The 17325-nt window shown below is 66.4% G+C and carries 11 protein-coding genes; 8 read left to right on the top strand and 3 right to left on the bottom strand.

The features are described from left to right. Positions 1-8 precede the first annotated feature (8 nt). Complete coding sequence (locus tag PMI14_RS13345; RefSeq protein WP_007855146.1) at positions 9-1076, bottom strand: AI-2E family transporter; 1068 nt, start codon at positions 1074-1076, stop codon at positions 9-11. 259 nt (positions 1077-1335) lie between these two features. On the opposite strand from PMI14_RS13345, the gene PMI14_RS13350 reads away from it, so the two are divergent. The 5 genes from PMI14_RS13350 to PMI14_RS13370 all read left to right on the top strand — a co-directional run bounded on the left by PMI14_RS13350 (position 1336) and on the right by PMI14_RS13370 (position 8953). Next, the gene (locus PMI14_RS13350) at positions 1336-4215 is read left to right on the top strand and encodes a 2-oxoglutarate dehydrogenase E1 component (protein WP_007855147.1); all 2880 of its coding nucleotides are present in this window, start codon (positions 1336-1338) and stop codon (positions 4213-4215) included. Positions 4216-4267: 52 nt separating this feature from the next. After that, positions 4268-5542: a 2-oxoglutarate dehydrogenase complex dihydrolipoyllysine-residue succinyltransferase gene (gene odhB, locus PMI14_RS13355; protein WP_007855148.1), complete on the top strand. Its 1275-nt coding sequence runs from the start codon at positions 4268-4270 to the stop codon at positions 5540-5542. 90 nt (positions 5543-5632) lie between these two features. Further along, complete coding sequence (lpdA, locus tag PMI14_RS13360; RefSeq protein ID WP_007855149.1) at positions 5633-7060, top strand: dihydrolipoyl dehydrogenase; 1428 nt, start codon at positions 5633-5635, stop codon at positions 7058-7060. Positions 7061-7151: 91 nt separating this feature from the next. Next, the gene (gene zapE / locus PMI14_RS13365; RefSeq protein WP_007855150.1) at positions 7152-8249 is read left to right on the top strand and encodes a cell division protein ZapE; all 1098 of its coding nucleotides are present in this window, start codon (positions 7152-7154) and stop codon (positions 8247-8249) included. Continuing rightward, positions 8246-8953, top strand: coding sequence for a hypothetical protein (locus PMI14_RS13370; RefSeq protein WP_007855152.1), 708 nt, complete (start codon positions 8246-8248; stop codon positions 8951-8953). Before zapE ends, PMI14_RS13370 begins: the two co-directional genes overlap by 4 nt. Positions 8954-9044: 91 nt before the next feature. Here PMI14_RS13370 and PMI14_RS13375 read toward each other — a convergent pair whose 3' ends face one another. Continuing rightward, on the bottom strand, positions 9045-9899 hold the full coding sequence (locus PMI14_RS13375) for a PP2C family serine/threonine-protein phosphatase (RefSeq protein WP_007855161.1): 855 nt from the start codon (positions 9897-9899) through the stop codon (positions 9045-9047). A 191-nt stretch (positions 9900-10090) separates the two neighbouring features. Between PMI14_RS13375 and PMI14_RS13380 the strand changes: the two genes are divergently transcribed. Then, positions 10091-12130, top strand: coding sequence for an ATP-dependent DNA helicase (locus tag PMI14_RS13380; RefSeq protein ID WP_007855163.1), 2040 nt, complete (start codon positions 10091-10093; stop codon positions 12128-12130). Between the two features lie 11 nt (positions 12131-12141). Here the strand turns inward: PMI14_RS13380 and PMI14_RS13385 are convergent, their stop codons facing one another. Next, complete coding sequence (locus PMI14_RS13385) at positions 12142-12939, bottom strand: outer membrane protein assembly factor BamD (protein WP_007855164.1); 798 nt, start codon at positions 12937-12939, stop codon at positions 12142-12144. A 200-nt stretch (positions 12940-13139) separates the two neighbouring features. Here PMI14_RS13385 and dnaE point away from each other — a divergent pair, with 200 nt between their 5' ends. Together dnaE and clpS are read left to right on the top strand one after the other, a co-directional pair. Next, positions 13140-16694, top strand: a complete 3555-nt coding sequence (dnaE, locus tag PMI14_RS13390) for a DNA polymerase III subunit alpha (protein ID WP_035203683.1) — start codon at positions 13140-13142, stop codon at positions 16692-16694. A 218-nt stretch (positions 16695-16912) separates the two neighbouring features. Continuing rightward, on the top strand, positions 16913-17281 hold the full coding sequence (clpS, locus tag PMI14_RS13395) for an ATP-dependent Clp protease adapter ClpS (protein ID WP_035203675.1): 369 nt from the start codon (positions 16913-16915) through the stop codon (positions 17279-17281). The last annotated feature ends 44 nt before the right edge of the window (positions 17282-17325 follow it).

Genomic DNA, 17325 nt, shown 5'->3' on the forward strand with positions numbered 1-17325 from the left:
CGCCGGGGCTAGCGCGCGTCGTGGTGGATCTGGGCCGGCTCGGGCGAGAACAGATCCCAGGTCGCCATGAACAGTGCCGCGATCACCGGGCCGATGACGAAACCGGTCAGGCCGAACAGCCCCAACCCGCCCAGGGTGGAGATCAGCACCACGTAGTCGGGCATCTTGGTGTCCTTGCCGACCAGGATGGGGCGCAGGACGTTGTCCACGAGGCCGATGACGCCGATGCCGTAGGCGATCAGCACGACACCCTGCCACACGGCGCCCGTGGCCAGGAAGTAGATGGCCACGGGCAGCCAGATGAGGCCAGCGCCCACGGCGGGCAGCAGCGACAGAAAAGCCATGAGCACGCCCCAGAGCACGGGGCCCTGGATGCCCAGGATCCAGAAGATCAACCCGCCCAGGGCGCCCTGCGAGGCAGCGACCACGATGTTGCCCTTGACGGTGGCGCGGATCACGGTGGTGAACTTGGTGACCAGCTGGCGCTTGTGCTCGGTCTCGAGCGGAATGGCGCGGCCGATGCGTGCGCCCAGCGCGGCGCCATCGCGCAGCAAGAAGAACAGCAGGTACAGCATGATGCCGAAGCCCACGAGGAACTCGAGCGTGTTCTGGCCGATGTTGACCGCCTGGGTGGCGATGAACTGGCTGGCCTGTACGGCCACGGACGACAGCCGCTCCTGGAGCTGCGCCACCGAGGTCAGGTTGAAGCGGTCGAGCAGGTTCACGGCCCACTGGGGCAGGGCGGCGATGACCTGCTGGAAGTACAGGCCGAAATTGAGCTGCCCCGAGCGCGTGCGCTCGTAGATGGCCGTGGCCTCCTGGACCAGCGAGACGGTGAGGAAGGCCACCGGCAGGATCACGATCACCAGGCACAGCCCCAGCGTGATCAGGGCTGCCAGGTTGGTGCGCGGGCGCAGGCGCCGCAGCACCTTGCGGTGCAGCGGGGCGAACAGGATGGCCAGCACCATGCCCCAGAACACCGCACCGTGGAACTGCCAGAGGATGGCGCCAAAAGCCACGGTGACCAGCACCAGTAGCAGCAGGAAAGTCTTGTCTTGGAGTGTGTTGGGGCTCATTGGAACCTGTTGAGAACGTATACCCGCCCTATCGCGTGTACCCGCAATGTACGCGAGGTGCTGCGGCGCCCTGCATTTCCATGGGGCCCGGATACATATGGCTCGTGCTTTTGGGCCTTGATGCAGATCAGTGGCACAATGCAGCCCGTACCAAGGCCCTTCCCCAGCCACAGTCGCATCCGCCAACCGGTTCAGCCGTGTCGCGGAAGGTTTCTCAACCAGCTAATGCTTCCCTCAGGGAAGCGGAGGTCAGCGGAATATGAGCGATACGACGTCCGTCTATCAAGCCTACCAAGGCAACACCTACCTCTTCGGCGGCAATGCGCCCTATGTCGAAGAGATGTACGAGAACTACCTCGCCAACCCCGGCAGCGTGCCTGACACCTGGCGCGAGTACTTCGACGCACTGCAGCACGTGCCTGCCGTCGATGGCTCCAATGCCAAGGACGTACCCCACCTTCCCGTCGTCAATGCCTTCGCCGAGCGCGCAAAGCAGGGCGGCACCAAGGTCGTCGTCGCCACCGGTGCCGACTCGGAACTGGGCCGCAAGCGCACCGCCGTACAGCAGTTGATCGCTGCCTACCGCAACGTGGGCCAGCGCTGGGCCGACCTCGATCCTCTGAAGCGCACCGAGCGCCCTGCGATCCCCGAACTCGAAGCCTCGTTCTACGGCTTCAGCGACGCGGACCAGGAAACCGTCTTCAACATCAGCAACACCTTCTTCGGCAAGGAATCCCTGCCGCTGCGCGAGCTGATCAATGCCCTGCGCGAAACATACTGCGGCTCCATCGGTGCCGAGTACATGTACGCCACCGACCAGAACCAGAAGCGCTGGTGGCAGGAAAAGCTGGAAACCATCCGCAGCAAGCCCAGCTTCGGTGCCGAGAAGAAAAAGCAGATCCTCGACCGCCTGACGGCCGCCGAAGGCCTGGAGCGCTTCCTGCACACCAAGTACGTCGGCCAGAAGCGTTTCTCCCTCGAAGGGGGTGAAAGCTTCATCGCCGCGATGGACGAGCTGATCCAGTCCGCCGGCGCCAAGGGCGTGCAGGAAATCGTGATCGGCATGGCCCACCGCGGCCGCCTGAACGTGCTGGTCAACTCCCTGGGCAAGATGCCTGCGGATCTGTTCGCCGAGTTCGACCACACCGCGCCCGAAGACCTGCCATCGGGCGACGTGAAGTACCACCAGGGCTTCAGCTCCGACGTGACCACCCCCGGCGGCCCGGTCCACCTGTCGCTGGCGTTCAACCCCTCGCACCTGGAAATCGTGAACCCGGTGGTCGAAGGCTCGGTGCGCGCCCGCATGGACCGCCGCGCGGATCCCCTGGGCAAGCAGGTGCTGCCCGTGCTGGTGCACGGCGACGCGGCCTTTGCCGGCCAGGGCGTGAACCAGGAAACCCTGGCGCTGGCCCAGACCCGTGGCTACTCCACGGGTGGCACGGTGCACATCATCATCAACAACCAGATCGGTTTCACCACCTCCGATCCGCGCGACGCACGCTCGACGCTGTACTGCACCGACATCGTGAAGATGATCGAGTCGCCCGTGCTGCACGTCAACGGCGACGATCCCGAAGCCGTGGTGCTGGCCACCCAGCTGGCGCTCGAATTCCGCATGGAGTTCCAGAAGGACGTGGTCGTGGACATCATCTGCTTCCGCAAGCTGGGCCACAACGAGCAGGACACGCCTGCACTGACCCAGCCGCTGATGTACAAGAAGATTGGCCAGCACCCCGGCACGCGCAAGCTGTACGCCGACAAGCTGGCCACGCAAGGCCTGGGCGAGACTCTGGGCGACGACATGGTCAAGGCCTACCGCGCCGCCATGGATGCGGGCAAGCACACGGTCGACCCGGTGCTGACCAACTTCAAGAGCAAGTACGCCGTGGACTGGAGCCCGTTCCTGGGCAAGAAGTGGACCGATGCCGGCGACACCGCGATCCCTCTGGCCGAGTGGAAGCGCCTGTCCGAGAGGATCACCACCATCCCCGAAGGCGTGACGCCGCACCAACTGGTCAAGAAGGTGTACGACGACCGCGCCGCCATGGGCCGTGGCGACATCCCCGTGGACTGGGGCATGGGCGAGCACATGGCCTTCGCCTCGCTGGTGGCCAGTGGCTTCCCGGTGCGCCTGTCGGGTGAAGATTGCGGCCGTGGCACGTTCACGCACCGCCACTCGGTCATCCATGACCAGAAGCGCGAGAAGTGGGACATCGGCACCTACGTGCCGCTGCAGAACGTGAGCGAGAACCAGGCCCCGTTCGTCGTGATCGACTCCATCCTGTCCGAAGAGGCGGTGCTGGGCTTCGAATACGGCTATGCATCGAACGACCCGAACACCCTGGTGATCTGGGAAGCCCAGTTCGGCGACTTCGCCAACGGCGCACAGGTCGTGATCGACCAGTTCATCGCCTCCGGCGAAGTCAAGTGGGGCCGTGTCAACGGCATCACGCTGATGCTGCCGCACGGCTACGAAGGCCAGGGCCCCGAGCATAGCTCGGCCCGCCTGGAGCGCTTCATGCAGCTGTCGGCCGATGCCAACATGCAGGTGGTGCAACCCACCACGGCCAGCCAGATCTTCCACATCCTGCGCCGCCAGATGGTGCGTGATCTGCGCAAGCCGCTGATCATCATGACGCCCAAGTCGCTGCTGCGCAACAAGGACGCCACCTCGCCGCTGTCCGAGTTCACCAAGGGCAGCTTCCAGACGGTGATTCCGGAGCAGGACGAAGCCATCGTGAAGAAGGCCGCCAAGGTCAAACGCGTGATCGCCTGCTCGGGCAAGGTCTACTACGACCTGGTCAAGAAGCGCACCGAGCGCGAAGACGACGACGTGGCCATCATTCGCGTCGAGCAGCTCTACCCCTTCCCGCACAAGGCGTTCGCCAACGAACTCAAGCGCTTCCCCAACGCCACGGACGTGGTGTGGTGCCAAGACGAGCCACAGAACCAGGGTGCCTGGTTCTTCGTGCAGCACTACATCCACGAGAACATGCTCGAAGGCCAGAAGCTGGGTTACTCCGGCCGTGCAGCCTCCGCATCGCCTGCCGTCGGCTACTCGCACCTGCACCAGGAACAGCAAAAGGCGCTGGTGGACGGCGCGTTTGGCAAGCTCAAGGGTTTTGTCCTGACCAAGTAAGGCCGGCAACCCCCGATTACACAGAACAAAACCCCATTCCGAAAGAATTGATATGGCTATCGTAGAAGTCAAAGTCCCCCAGCTGTCCGAGTCCGTGGCAGAAGCCACCATGCTCACCTGGAAGAAAAAGGCCGGTGAAGCGGTCGCAGTGGACGAGATCCTGATCGAGATCGAAACCGACAAGGTCGTGCTCGAAGTGCCCGCCCCCTCGGCTGGCGTGCTGGTTGAAATCGTGCAGGGCGACGGTGCCACCGTCGTGGCCGAGCAGCTCATCGCCAAGATCGACACCGAAGGCAAGGCTGGCGCAGCTGCTCCCGCCGCTGCCGCTGCAGCAGCACCCGCTGCCGCCACGGCCTCGGCCCCTGCTGCCGCACCCGCGGCTGCCGGTGGTTCCAAGGGCGACGTCGCCATGCCTGCGGCTGCCAAGCTGCTGGCCGAGAACAACCTGTCCGCATCGGCCGTGGCCGGCACGGGCAAGGATGGCCGCGTGACCAAGGGCGACGTGCTGTCTGCCGTGGCCGGTGGTGCCAAGGCGGCCGTGGCGGCCCCGAGCAGCATCCCCACGGGCGTGCCGACCAAGGCGCTGCCCCAGGTGTCGGCTCCGGCTGCCAAGGAAGACCTGAGCGGTCGCCCCGAGCAGCGCGTGCCCATGAGCCGCCTGCGCGCCCGCGTGGCCGAGCGCCTGCTGCAGTCGCAATCGACTAACGCCATCCTGACCACGTTCAACGAAGTGAACATGGCCCCGGTGATGGACATGCGCAAGAAGTTCCAGGACGCGTTCACCAAGGAACACGGCGTGAAGATCGGCTTCATGAGCTTCTTCGTGAAGGCGGCCGTGCATGCCTTGAAGAAGTACCCCGTGCTCAACGCTTCGGTCGATGGCAACGACATCGTCTACCACGGCTTCTTCGACATCGGTATCGCCGTGGGTTCGCCCCGTGGCCTGGTGGTGCCCATCCTGCGCAACGCAGACCAGATGAGCTTTGCCGACATCGAGAAGAAGATCGCCGAGTTCGGCCAGAAGGCCAAGGACGGCAAGCTGGGCATCGAAGAGATGACCGGCGGCACGTTCTCGATCAGCAACGGCGGCACCTTCGGCTCCATGCTGTCCACGCCCATCATCAACCCGCCCCAATCGGCCATCCTGGGCGTGCACGCCACCAAGGACCGCGCCGTGGTGGAGAACGGCCAGATCGTGATCCGCCCGATGAACTACCTGGCCATGTCCTATGACCACCGCATCATCGACGGCCGCGAAGCCGTACTGGGCCTGGTGGCCATGAAGGAAGCGCTGGAAGACCCATCGCGCCTGCTGTTCGACATCTGATAGCACCCGAATCGACCCACCCGCGTGGCCGGCCCCTGGCCGCGCCCGCCGGTGGGTCTTTTTTCCAATGAACAAGTGATTGAGACCGACATGAGCAAACAATTCGACGTGATCGTCATCGGTGGCGGCCCTGGCGGCTACGTGGCCGCCATCCGCGCTGCGCAGCTGGGCTTCAACGTGGCCTGCATCGACGAGTGGAAGAACGAGAAGGGCGGCCCCGCACCCGGCGGCACCTGCACCAACGTGGGCTGCATCCCCTCCAAGGCGCTGCTGCAATCGTCCGAGCATTTCGAGCACGCCAACAAGCACTTTGCCGAGCACGGCATCTCGGCTTCCGACGTCAAGATCGACGTGGCCAAGATGCTTGCCCGCAAGGACACCGTCGTCAAGCAGAACAACGACGGCATCCTGTACCTGTTCAAGAAGAACAAGATCAGCTTCTTCCACGGCCGCGGTTCGTTCGTGAAGGCGGCCGAAGGCGGCTATGAGATCAAGGTGGCCGGCGCCGCCGAAGAGTCGATCACCGGCAAGCAGATCATCATCGCCACCGGCTCCAACGCCCGTGCGCTGCCCGGCGCGCCTTTCGACGAAGAGTTCGTGCTGTCCAACGATGGCGCGCTGCGCGTGGGCGCGGTTCCCAAGAAGCTCGGCCTCATCGGTTCGGGCGTGATCGGCCTGGAAATGGGCTCGGTGTGGCGCCGCCTGGGCGCCGAAGTCACCATCCTCGAAGGCCTGCCGACCTTCCTGGGCGCGGTGGACGAGCAGATCGCCAAGGAAGCCAAGAAGGCCTTCGACAAGCAGGGCCTGAAGATCGAACTGGGCGTGAAGGTCGGCGAGATCAAGACCGGCAAGAAGGGCGTGAGCATCGCCTACACCAATGCCAAGGGCGAAGCCCAGGCGCTGGAAGTGGACAAGCTCATCGTCTCCATCGGCCGCGTGCCCAACACCATCGGCCTGAACACCGAAGCCGTGGGCCTGGCCCTGGACGAGCGCGGCGCCATCGTCGTCGATGCCGACTGCAAGACCAACCTGCCCGGCGTGTGGGCGGTGGGTGACGTGGTGCGCGGCCCGATGCTGGCGCACAAGGCCGAGGAAGAAGGCGTTGCCGTGGCCGAGCGCATTGCCGGCCAGCATGGCCACGTGAACTTCAACACCGTGCCCTGGGTCATCTACACCAGCCCCGAGATCGCCTGGGTCGGCCGCACCGAGCAGCAGCTCAAGGCCGACGGCGTCAAGTACAAGGCCGGCAGCTTCCCGTTCCTGGCCAACGGCCGCGCACGTGCGCTGGGTGACACCACCGGCATGGTGAAGATGCTGGCCGATGCCGACACCGACGAGATCCTGGGCGTGCACATCGTGGGCCCGCAGGCCAGCGAGCTGATCTCCGAAGCCGTGGTCGCCATGGAGTTCAAGGCCAGCAGCGAAGACATCGCGCGCATCTGCCACGCCCACCCCAGCCTGAGCGAAGCCACCAAGGAAGCGGCCCTGGCCGTGGACAAGCGAACGCTGAACTTCTGATCTCCGCCTGCCGGAGAATGATGGCGCCGTCGCCCTGCACAGGGCGTCGGCGCCTTGTGCCTTATTCATACCTAGTACTGGCGAGCGCACCGTGACTGTCAAACAGGCCTACCTGGCCGAACTCGAAGCCAAGGGCTTCAAGAGCGACCCCGCGCAGCTGCGGGCCGTGGATGCGCTGCAGCGCTGCGCCGATGAGTGGGCCACCTACAAGGAGCGGCGCTCCAACGCGTTCAAGAAGCTCATCAACCACCCGGACATCCCGCGCGGCGTCTACATGTACGGCGGGGTGGGGCGCGGCAAGAGCTTCCTCATGGAATGCTTCTTCAACGCCGTGCCCCTGAAGCGTAAGGTGCGCCTGCACTTCCACGAGTTCATGCGCGAGGTGCACCGCGAGCTGGCGGCCCTGCAGGGCACGCAGAACCCGCTCGACGTGCTGGGCGAGCGCATCTCCAAGCGCTACAAGCTCATCTGCTTCGACGAGTTCCACGTCGCCGACATCACCGATGCGATGATCCTGCACCGCCTCCTGGTGTCGCTGTTCGAGAACGGCGTGGGCTTTGTCACCACGTCCAACTTCATGCCCGACGAGCTGTACCCGGGCGGCCTGCACCGCGACCGCATCCTGCCCGCGATCGCGCTGCTCAACCAGCGGCTGGAGGTGGTGAACGTGGACAACGGCACCGACTACCGGCGCCGCACCATGGAGAAGGTCAGGCTCTACCACACGCCCCTGGGCCCCGAGGCCGATGCCGAGATGAACGAGGCCTTCAACCAGCTGGCCGAGGTGCACGATGAAGACCCGGTGCTGCACATCGAGGCACGCGAGATCCGCGCCAAGCGCAAGGCCGGCGGGGTGGTATGGTTCGATTTCCGTGAACTTTGCGGTGGACCGCGTTCGCAGAACGACTACCTGGAGATCGCCACGCAGTTCCACACGGTGCTGTTGTCCGATGTGCCCTACCTGCCGGTGGCCATGGCCTCGCCCGCGCGGCGCTTCACCTGGCTGGTGGACGTGCTTTACGACCGCCGCGTGAAGCTCATCATGTCGGCGGCCGTGCCGCCCGAGGCGTTGTACACGGAAGGTCCCCTGGCACACGAGTTCCCGCGCACGGTGTCGCGCCTGAACGAGATGCAGTCCAAGGAGTTTCTGGCGCTCGAGCGCCGCGTGGTGGATACAGGCTTGACATGAAGACCAGGACAATGCGGCAGATCATCATCCAGGCGCTGTGCCTGCTGGCACAGGCGGGCATCGCATCGCATGCCCTGGCCCAGGCCACGGCAGAAGAGCCCGCTGTATCGGCCGAGCGCAAGGCCGCCCACGCCCAGCGCAGCGCCGAGCGTGCCCATATCGCCGAGGAGCGCAAGGCCGTGGCCGCCCGGCGCCTGGCCGCCGAGACCGAGTGCTACAAGCTGTTTGCCGTGGAGGACTGCCTGCGCGTGGAACGCAACCGGGCGCGCGAAGCCGAAGCCGGCCTGCGCACGCGCGAGATGCAGATCAACGATGCCGAGCGCAAGGAAAAAGCCACCGAGCGGCGGCGCAGCATTGCCGAAAAGCAGAATGCCCAGCCCGGGCCGCCGGGTGAAACCCCGGAAGTCGGGATCGGTGTGCGCGGCCAGCCGCATGTGCAGGCCCCGCGTACGCCGCGCACACCCAGGACCCCCGTGGCGCCCACCCCGCGCACACAGGACCTGCAGCAGCGCGAGGCCGAGCAGGCCCAGCGTGCTGGCGAAGCCGCCCAGCGCGCAGGCCGCGCCCGCGAGCGCCATGCAGAGGAACTGAAGGCTGCCGAAACGCGCCGTGCCCGTGTGGCGCGCGAGCAGGCCGCGGCCGCCGCATCGGGCCGCAAGCCGGCCGCGCCGCTGCCGGTTCCTGCGTCGGAGGCTGCCCGCTAGGGGCAAGTCAGTATTTTCGGCCCCCCCGCGCTGCAGTGCGGGCGGCGGGGCGGCCCGGCCCGCTGTGCGTGCGGGCACTGCGCGGGCGCCGTCAGGCCTTGCTGGTCGTCGTGCCTGCAGCGGCCGCCGCAGTGCCGGGGGCGGGGCGCGCACCCATGCCCATGCCCTGGATGGGCTTCTTCTCTTCGACCAGGGCTTCGATCTTCACGATGACCAGCGATAGGTTGTCGCCGCCTCCGCGCGCCCGGGTGCGGGCCTTTTCGATCAGGAACTCCGTCGCCTCGCGCGGCGAGAGCGATTCGACCACCGAGGCCAGCTCGGTGGGCGAAAAGTAGTGCCACACGCCGTCGCTGCAGGCCATGAGCGTGTCACCCGGGTGCAGCTGGGGGATCATGTGGGTGGTGATGGGCGGGTCGCTCTCGGTGCCCAGGCAGCCCACCAGGATGTTCGAGTGCGGGTGGTTGTTGGCCTCGGCCTCGGTCAGCTCGCCGCGGTCCACCAGGGCCTGCACGTAGGAATGGTCGCTGGTGCGGTGCGCCAGGCGCCCACCTTGGAAGTGGTAGATGCGCGAGTCACCGGCATGCACCCAGTGGCAGTCGCCGCGCGGGTTGATCAGGAAGGCGGCGATGGTGCTGTGCGGCTCTTGCTCGGCCGAGATGGCCGTGAGGCGGATGACGATGTGCGCCTCTTCGACCATGCTCTTGAGCATGGCGGCGGGGTCGTCGGTCTCGGGGGAGTAGCGCTCGAACAGCTGGCGCGCCGTCATCATGACCTGGTCGGACGCCTTGCGGCCGCCGCTGCGGCCCCCCATGCCGTCGGCCACGACGCCCAGCACACAGCCGTTGTGCCGTTCGTGGGCGATCAAGGCCACCTGGTCTTGCTGGTACTCGCGGTCACCCTTGTGGATGCCGGTGGAAGCGATAAGGCGAAACGCTTTGGTGGTCATGCTGGTGATTGTGGTGTGCCGACGGGCCTGTCTGTCGTTTGGATGCTCCGAAGCGCGTATTATCCGCCCGCCTGTGGCATTTTTGCCATGACTGCCACGCGCCCCCTCTTGAAATCCACGCACCTTCTGCCCCTGCGGCAACCGATCATGCGGCGCATGGAGCGCTTGCTACACCGCCGGGGGCCTGCCTGATGCCGCTGGCCGCGATGGTGCAGGAGGTGTTTGCGCCCGGCGGCCTGCTGGCGCGCGCAGATGCCCAATTTCGCCCGCGCGAGGGCCAGACCCGCATGGCCGCCGCCGTGGCCCGCACCATGGAAGAGGGCGGCAAGCTGGTGGTGGAAGCCGGCACCGGCGTGGGCAAGACCTTTTCCTACCTGGTCCCGGCACTGCTCAGCGGCGAGCGCGTGCTGCTCTCCACCGCCACCAAGGCGCTGCAGGACCAGTTGTTTGCACGCGACCTGCCGCTCCTGGCCGAGGTGCTGGGCGTGCCGGTGCGGGCTGCCTTGCTCAAGGGCCGGGCCAGCTACCTGTGCCTGCACCGCATGGTGCAGGCTCGCCAGGACAGCGCGGTAACAGATCGTAATGTCGTGCGCGTGCTGGCCAAGGTGGAAGACTGGTCGCGCAGCACCCCAAGCGGCGACCTGGCGGAACTCACGGGCCTGGACGAGCGCTCGCCGGTGATTCCCCTGGTCACCTCCACGCGCGAGAACTGCCTGGGCGCCAGCTGCCCGCGGGCGCGCGAATGCCATGTGAACATCGCCCGGCGCGAGGCGCTGGCGGCCGACATCGTGGTGATCAACCACCACCTCTTCTTTGCCGACATGGCCGTGCGCGAATCCGGCGTGGCCGAACTGCTGCCCTCCGTGCGCGTGGTGGTGTTCGACGAAGCCCACCAGATCAGCGAGACCGGCGTGCAGTTCCTGGGCCTGCAGCTGTCCTCGGGCCAGTTGCTCGACTTTGCGCGCGACCTGCTGGCCGCCGGGCTGCACCACGCGCGCGGCCTGGCCGATTGGGTGGCCCTGGCCAGCCGGGTGGAGCAGGCCGTGGCGGACCTGCGCACAGCCGGCGGCAGCACCAGCGCGCAGGGCAAGCGCGGCTGGACCGGGGCGGCACCCGAGGGCGCCGAAGCCCAGGCCTGGGATGCTGCGCTGCGCCGGCTGGCGACCGCCTGCGCCCAGGCCCAGGAGACGCTGGACCAACTCAGCGAGACCGCCCCTGACCTCGAACGGCTCTACGAGCGCGCCACCGAACTGCTGGCCCGCCTGGCCCGCTTCGCCGGCACCTGCGGCCAGGATGCGGTGCGCTGGATCGACTTGGGGCATACCCAGGTGCGGCTGGTCGAATCGCCGCTGGACATTGCGCACGCCATGCGCACCCGGCTGCTGACCCAGCCCGCCCAGAGCGCGCAGGGCGATGAATGGCCCGACCCCGAGGGCGAGCGCGAGCGTGCCTGGATCTTCACCTCGGCCACCCTGGGCGCCGACGAGGGTCTGACCTGGTTCGTGGAGCGCTGCGGCCTGGAGGGCGCCGAGATCCTGCGCGTGGACAGCCCCTTCGACTACGCCACGCAGGCCGCGCTGTACGTGCCGCGCCACCTGCCCAAGCCGGCGGACCCGGGCCACAGCACGGCCATTGCCCGCCTGGCCGGCGATGCCGCCGCGCGCATCGGCGGGCGCACCCTGGTGCTGACCACCACGCTCAAGGCCCTGGCCACGATCGGCGATGCCCTGCACCGCCGGTTTGGCGACGGGCAGTCGCTGTCGGTGCTGGTGCAGGGCGAGTGGCCCAAGCGCCGCCTGATGGAGCGTTTTCGCGAAGGCAGCACGCATGGCGCGCCGGGGTGCATCCTGGTGGCCTCGGCCACGTTCTGGGAGGGGTTCGATGTGCCGGGTGACGCGCTGCAGCTGGTCATCATCGACAAGCTGCCGTTCCCGCCGCCGGGCGATCCATTGGTCGAGGCGCGCAGCCAGCGCATCGAGGAGGCGGGGGGCAGCTCGTTCCAGCAGTATTCGGTGCCCGAGGCAGCGGTGGCGCTCAAGCAGGGCGCCGGCCGGCTGATACGGCGCGAGTCCGACCGGGGGGTGCTGGTGGTCGGCGACACGCGCCTGGCCACCATGGGCTATGGCAAGCGGTTGTTGCGGGCCTTGCCCCCCATGCGGCGCCTGGAATCCCCGGAGGATTTCGACGCTGCGCTGGACGATCTGGTAGGCACCCGCTCAGGTGCGGGCTGAGCAGGCCGCGCTTACCAGAACTTCCACCACGGATCCGACTTGCCCTTGAAGCCCGTGCGCACGTACTGGCTTTGCGGGTACGAGGCGTCCATCACGCGGCGGGTGTCGTCGCGCAGCTGGGTCATGCCCAGGGCATCGTAGGACTGCATCAGGATGTAGAGCGCTTCTTCGACGGCGGGCACGCCCTGGTAGTCGGCCACGGCCACCTGGGCGCGGCTGATGGCGGCCACGTAGGCGCCGCGCTGGTAGTAATAGCGTGCCACGTGCACTTCATACTGGGCCAGCGAGTTGACGATGTAGGTCATGCGCTGGCGCGCGTCCTGGGCATAGCGCGAGTCGGGGAAGCGCGTGCTCAGCTCGCTGAAGGATTCGAAGGAATCCTTGGCGGCCTTCTGGTCGCGCTCGGACAGGTCCTGGCGCGACAGCCACGAGAACAGGCCCAGGTTGTCGTTGAAGTTGACCAGGCCCTTGAGGTACAGCGCGTAGTCGAGGGCGGGGCTGGCGGGGTGCAGCTTCATGAAACGGTCGAGCGTGGCCACGGCCTGCGCCTTTTCACCCGCCTTGTAGTGGGCATAGGCCTTGTCCAGCTGGGCCTGCTGGGCCAGCGGTGTGCCGGCGGCACGGCCTTCGAGCTTTTCGAACAGCGGCACGGCCTTGTCGTAGCCGCCGGAGTTCATTTCGTCCTTGGCTTCGGAGTAGATGCGGTTCGGGCTCCAGTTGGCGGTCTTGTCTTCCGTGGTGGTCGAGCACCCGGCAAGGACGCCTGCAGCCAGCAGGGCGGAGATAAACGGCAGTGGGGCACGAAGCATCGCAGGCAGCTTTCAGGCAAAAAAAGGAAACGGGATGTTCCAGGGCCAGGCGGTAAGCACTGGCGCCCCCGGGGACGTGCATCACCACGGATGCCCGGCCCGACCCGACGCCGCATTGTAACGGCCGCATTTGCCCCTTGAATCGCACTGTCGCAAAGGTTTCGGTTACGAGGTGCAGTGGGCTTTCTACAATGGAGCCCATGTTTGTCCACCTGCGCCTGCACACCGAATATTCCGTCGTCGACGGCACCAACCGCATCGACGAGGTGGCCAAGGCCGCCGCGGTCGATGGCCAGCCCGCCCTGGCCATCACCGACCTCAACAACCTCTTCGGCGCCATCAAGTTCTACAAGGAAGCCCGGGGCAAGGGCGTCAAGCCCCTGCTGGGCGCCGAGATCTTCCTGGAGGGGGAGGGCACGGCCCCGCCCTCGCGCATGATCGTGCTGGTGCAGAACCGCCAGGGCTACCTGAGCCTGTCGGAACTGCTGGCCCGCGCCTGGACGCGCAACATCGTCAAGAACCTCGCCGTCTGCACCTGGGAATGGCTGCAGGAGCTGTCCGAAGGGCTGATCGTGCTCTCCGGTGCCCAGGCCGGCCCCGTAGGCCAGGCCCTGCTCAAGGGCGACGACGCCGGCGCCGCCGACCTGGCGCTGCGCCTGGCAGGCATCTTCCCGCACCGCTTCTACATCGAGCTGCAGCGCGCCGGCCGGCCCGACGACGAGGCCCACGTGGTGGCCGCCGCGCAGCTGGCTGCACGCCTGCACCTGCCGGTGGTGGCCACCCACCCGGTGCAGTTCGCCGATGCCGAGGGCTACGAGGCCCACGAGGCACGGGTGTGCATCGCCGAGGGCGAGATCCTGGCCAACCCGCGCCGCGTGCGCCGCTTCACGCGCGAGCAGTATTTCAAGTCCTCGGCGCAGATGCAGGCGCTGTTCGCCGACATTCCCTCGGCGATCGCCAACACCGTGGAGATCGCCCAGCGCTGCAACCTGACGCTGGTACTGGGCAAGCCGCAGCTGCCGGACTTCCCGACGCCCAATGGCATGCCGATCGACGAGTACTTCCGCTTTGCGTCTTTCGAGGGGCTGGAAGCGCGGCTGAAGATGCTCTTCAAGAAAGAGGCCGACCGCGACCTGCAACGCCCGCGCTACGTGGAGCGGCTGGAGTTCGAGATCGGCACCATCCTCAAGATGGGTTTCCCGGGCTACTTCCTCATCGTGGGGGACTTCATCCAGTGGGCCAAGGACAACGGCTGCCCGGTGGGGCCGGGACGGGGGTCGGGCGCCGGCTCGCTGGTGGCCTATGCGCTGAAGATCACCGACCTCGACCCGCTCGAATACAACCTGCTGTTCGAGCGCTTCCTGAACCCCGAGCGGGTGTCCATGCCCGACTTCGACATCGACTTCTGCCAGTCCAACCGCGACCGGGTGATCGACTACGTGAAGGACAAGTACGGCAAGAACGCGGTGAGCCAGATCGCCACCTTCGGAACGCTGGCCGCCAAGGCCGCCATCCGCGACGTGGGCCGCGTGATGGACATGAGCTACATGTTCTGCGACGGCATCTCCAAGCTCGTGCCGGGCAAGCCCGGCATGTCCTACACGCTGCAGTACCCGCCCGCCGTCAAGAAGGAGGGCGACAAGAACAACTACGCGCTGGAGCTCGAACCCCTGCTGGCCGAGCGTGTGGCCAAGGAAGAAGACGTCCGGACCGTCATCGAGATGGCGCAGAAGCTCGAAGGCATGACGCGCAACATCGGCATGCACGCCGGGGGCGTGCTGATCGCGCCGGGCAAGCTCACCGACTTCTGCCCGCTGTACCAGCAGCCGGGCAGCGAATCGGCCGTGAGCCAGTACGACAAGGACGACGTGGAGGCCATCGGCCTGGTGAAGTTCGACTTTCTGGGCCTGGCCACGCTGACAATCCTGGAGATTGCGCGCGAGTTCATCATGAAGCGCCACAAGGGCCAGGAGAACTTCACCTTCGAGGCCATCCCGCTCGACGACGGGCCCACCTACACCCTGTTCTCGGACGGCAAGACCGAAGCCGTGTTCCAGTTTGAAAGCCGCGGCATGCAGGGCATGCTGCGCGAGGCGCGCCCGAGCCGCCTGGAAGACCTGATCGCGCTCAACGCGCTGTACCGCCCTGGTCCCATGGACCTGATCCCGAGCTTCGTGAACCGCAAGCACGGCAAGGAAGTGGTCGAGTACCCGCACCCGCTGGTCGAGAAGGTGCTGGCCGAAACCTACGGCATCATGGTCTACCAGGAGCAGGTGATGCAGACCGCCCAGGTGCTGGGCGGCTACAGCCTGGGTGGCGCCGACATGCTGCGCCGGGCCATGGGCAAGAAGAAGGCCGAGGAGATGGCCGAGCACCGCCTGATCTTCCGCGCCGGCGCCGCCAAGCAGGACATCAGCGAGGAAAAGGCCGACGAGGTGTTCGACCTGATGGAGAAGTTCGCGGGCTACGGCTTCAACAAGTCGCACGCTGCCGCCTACTCGCTGCTGGCCTACCACACGGGCTGGCTCAAGGTGCACTACACGGCCGAGTTCTTCTGCGCCAACATGACGGTGGAAATGGACGACACCGACAAGCTCAAGGTGCTGTTCGAGGACGCGCGCAAGAACTTCGGCATGAACTTCGAGCTGCCCGACGTGAACCGCGGCATGTACCGCTTCGAGCCGGTGACGGACAAGGTCATCCGCTACGGCCTGGGCGCCGTCAAGGGCGGGGGGCAGGCGGCCATCGAGGCCATCGTGGCTGCGCGCGAAGGTCGCGGCGAGGGGCCCAACGGCTCCACCAAGGGCCCCTTCAAGAGCCTCTTCGACTTCTGCCTGCGCGTGGACCGCGCGCGCATGAACAAGCGCACGGTGGAGGCATTGATCAAGGCCGGTGCCTTCGATTCGCTCAACCTCAACCGCGCCTCGCTGCTGGCGTCCATCGACCGGGCCTTCGATTTTGCCGCCGCCAGCCTGTCCAACATCAACCAGGGCGGCCTGTTCGACATGATGGGCGACGACGCCCATGGATCGAGCACGCAGGAGCCCGAACTGGTGGACGTGACGCCGTGGGGCATCAAGGAGCGGCTGACGCTGGAGAAGACGGCGGTGGGCTTCTACCTCTCGGGCCACCTGTTCGACGAAGTCGCCACCGAGGTGCGCCGCTTCGTGCGCACGCAGATCGACGAGCTGCTGGACAGCCGCGAGCCGCAGATCCTGGCCGGCATCATCAGCGATTTCCGGGTCATCAACGGACAGCGCGGCAAGCTGGCGCTGTTCAAGCTCGACGACAAGTCGGCGGTGATCGAGGCCTCGGCCGACGAGGCCCTGATCAACACCTACAAGAACCAGCTCAAGGAAGACGAGTTCGTGGTGATGATGGGCCGCCTGCAGCTGGACCGCTTCAGCGGCGGCCTGCGTGTGAAGGTGCAGCAGGTCTGGGACCTGGCCGGTGCGCGGGCGCGCTTTGGCAAGTACCTGCACGTGGTGGTCAGCGACAAGGCGCCCGAGGTGCAGAAGCTGCTGCGCGAGTTCCCGCCCCGACGGGAGGAGGCACCCGAGGGCGACCTGCTGCACGGCCTGCGGGTGCGCATGGGGCTGCGCTGCACGGGAACCGCCCAGGGGGCGGCCCGCAGCGCCACGGCCGTCGCCGAGATCCAGCTGTCCGACAGCAGCCGCTTTTACCCCAGCGATGCCGCCCTGGCCGCCTGGAGCGCGCAGGTCGGTGCCGGGTCGGCCACCGTGGTCTACGAGTAGGCCGTGGCGGGAGGTGGGGCCGCAATGCGCGCGGAAACAACAGGCCGGCATCTGGCGACGCGTTTGTCGCTGCCTTTTTCCGGCCGTTTCATATGCCCCCACAGGGCGTTTGGCGCGGCCGGTTATGGCCTGGCAAGAATATTGCTCACGCCAGCCTTGAAAAAAAACGGATGAACATCAGATTTCTCCTGCGGCAGCGGTAGGCGCGGGTCGCTAGAATGAAATTCATGGCAACAAAACCACCTTCTCCCAAAGCCGCGCCGCCTGTCACCAGGCCTGCGCGGGATGACGGCGGTTCGGTCGTGCTGGAAAGACGCACGCAAAAGACCCAGCCCCCCCAGATGTACCAGGTGGTCATGCTCAATGACGACTACACCCCCATGGAGTTCGTGATCGTGGTGCTGCAGGAGTTTTTCAGCAAGGACCGGGAGCAGGCGACCCAGATCATGCTCAAGATCCACCTCGACGGCAAAGGCGTCTGCGGCGTGTATTCGCGCGACGTGGCCGCCACCAAGGTCGAGCAGGTGCTGGATGCGGCGCTCAAGGCGGGGCACCCGCTGCAATGTGTCAGTGAACCTGTTGAATAACAGGTTTTTCGTCCCGATCTACAGTTATCCATTCCACGCAAGCA

This window comes from Acidovorax sp. CF316 (genome assembly GCF_000276605.1).
Taxonomy (GTDB): domain Bacteria; phylum Pseudomonadota; class Gammaproteobacteria; order Burkholderiales; family Burkholderiaceae_C; genus Acidovorax.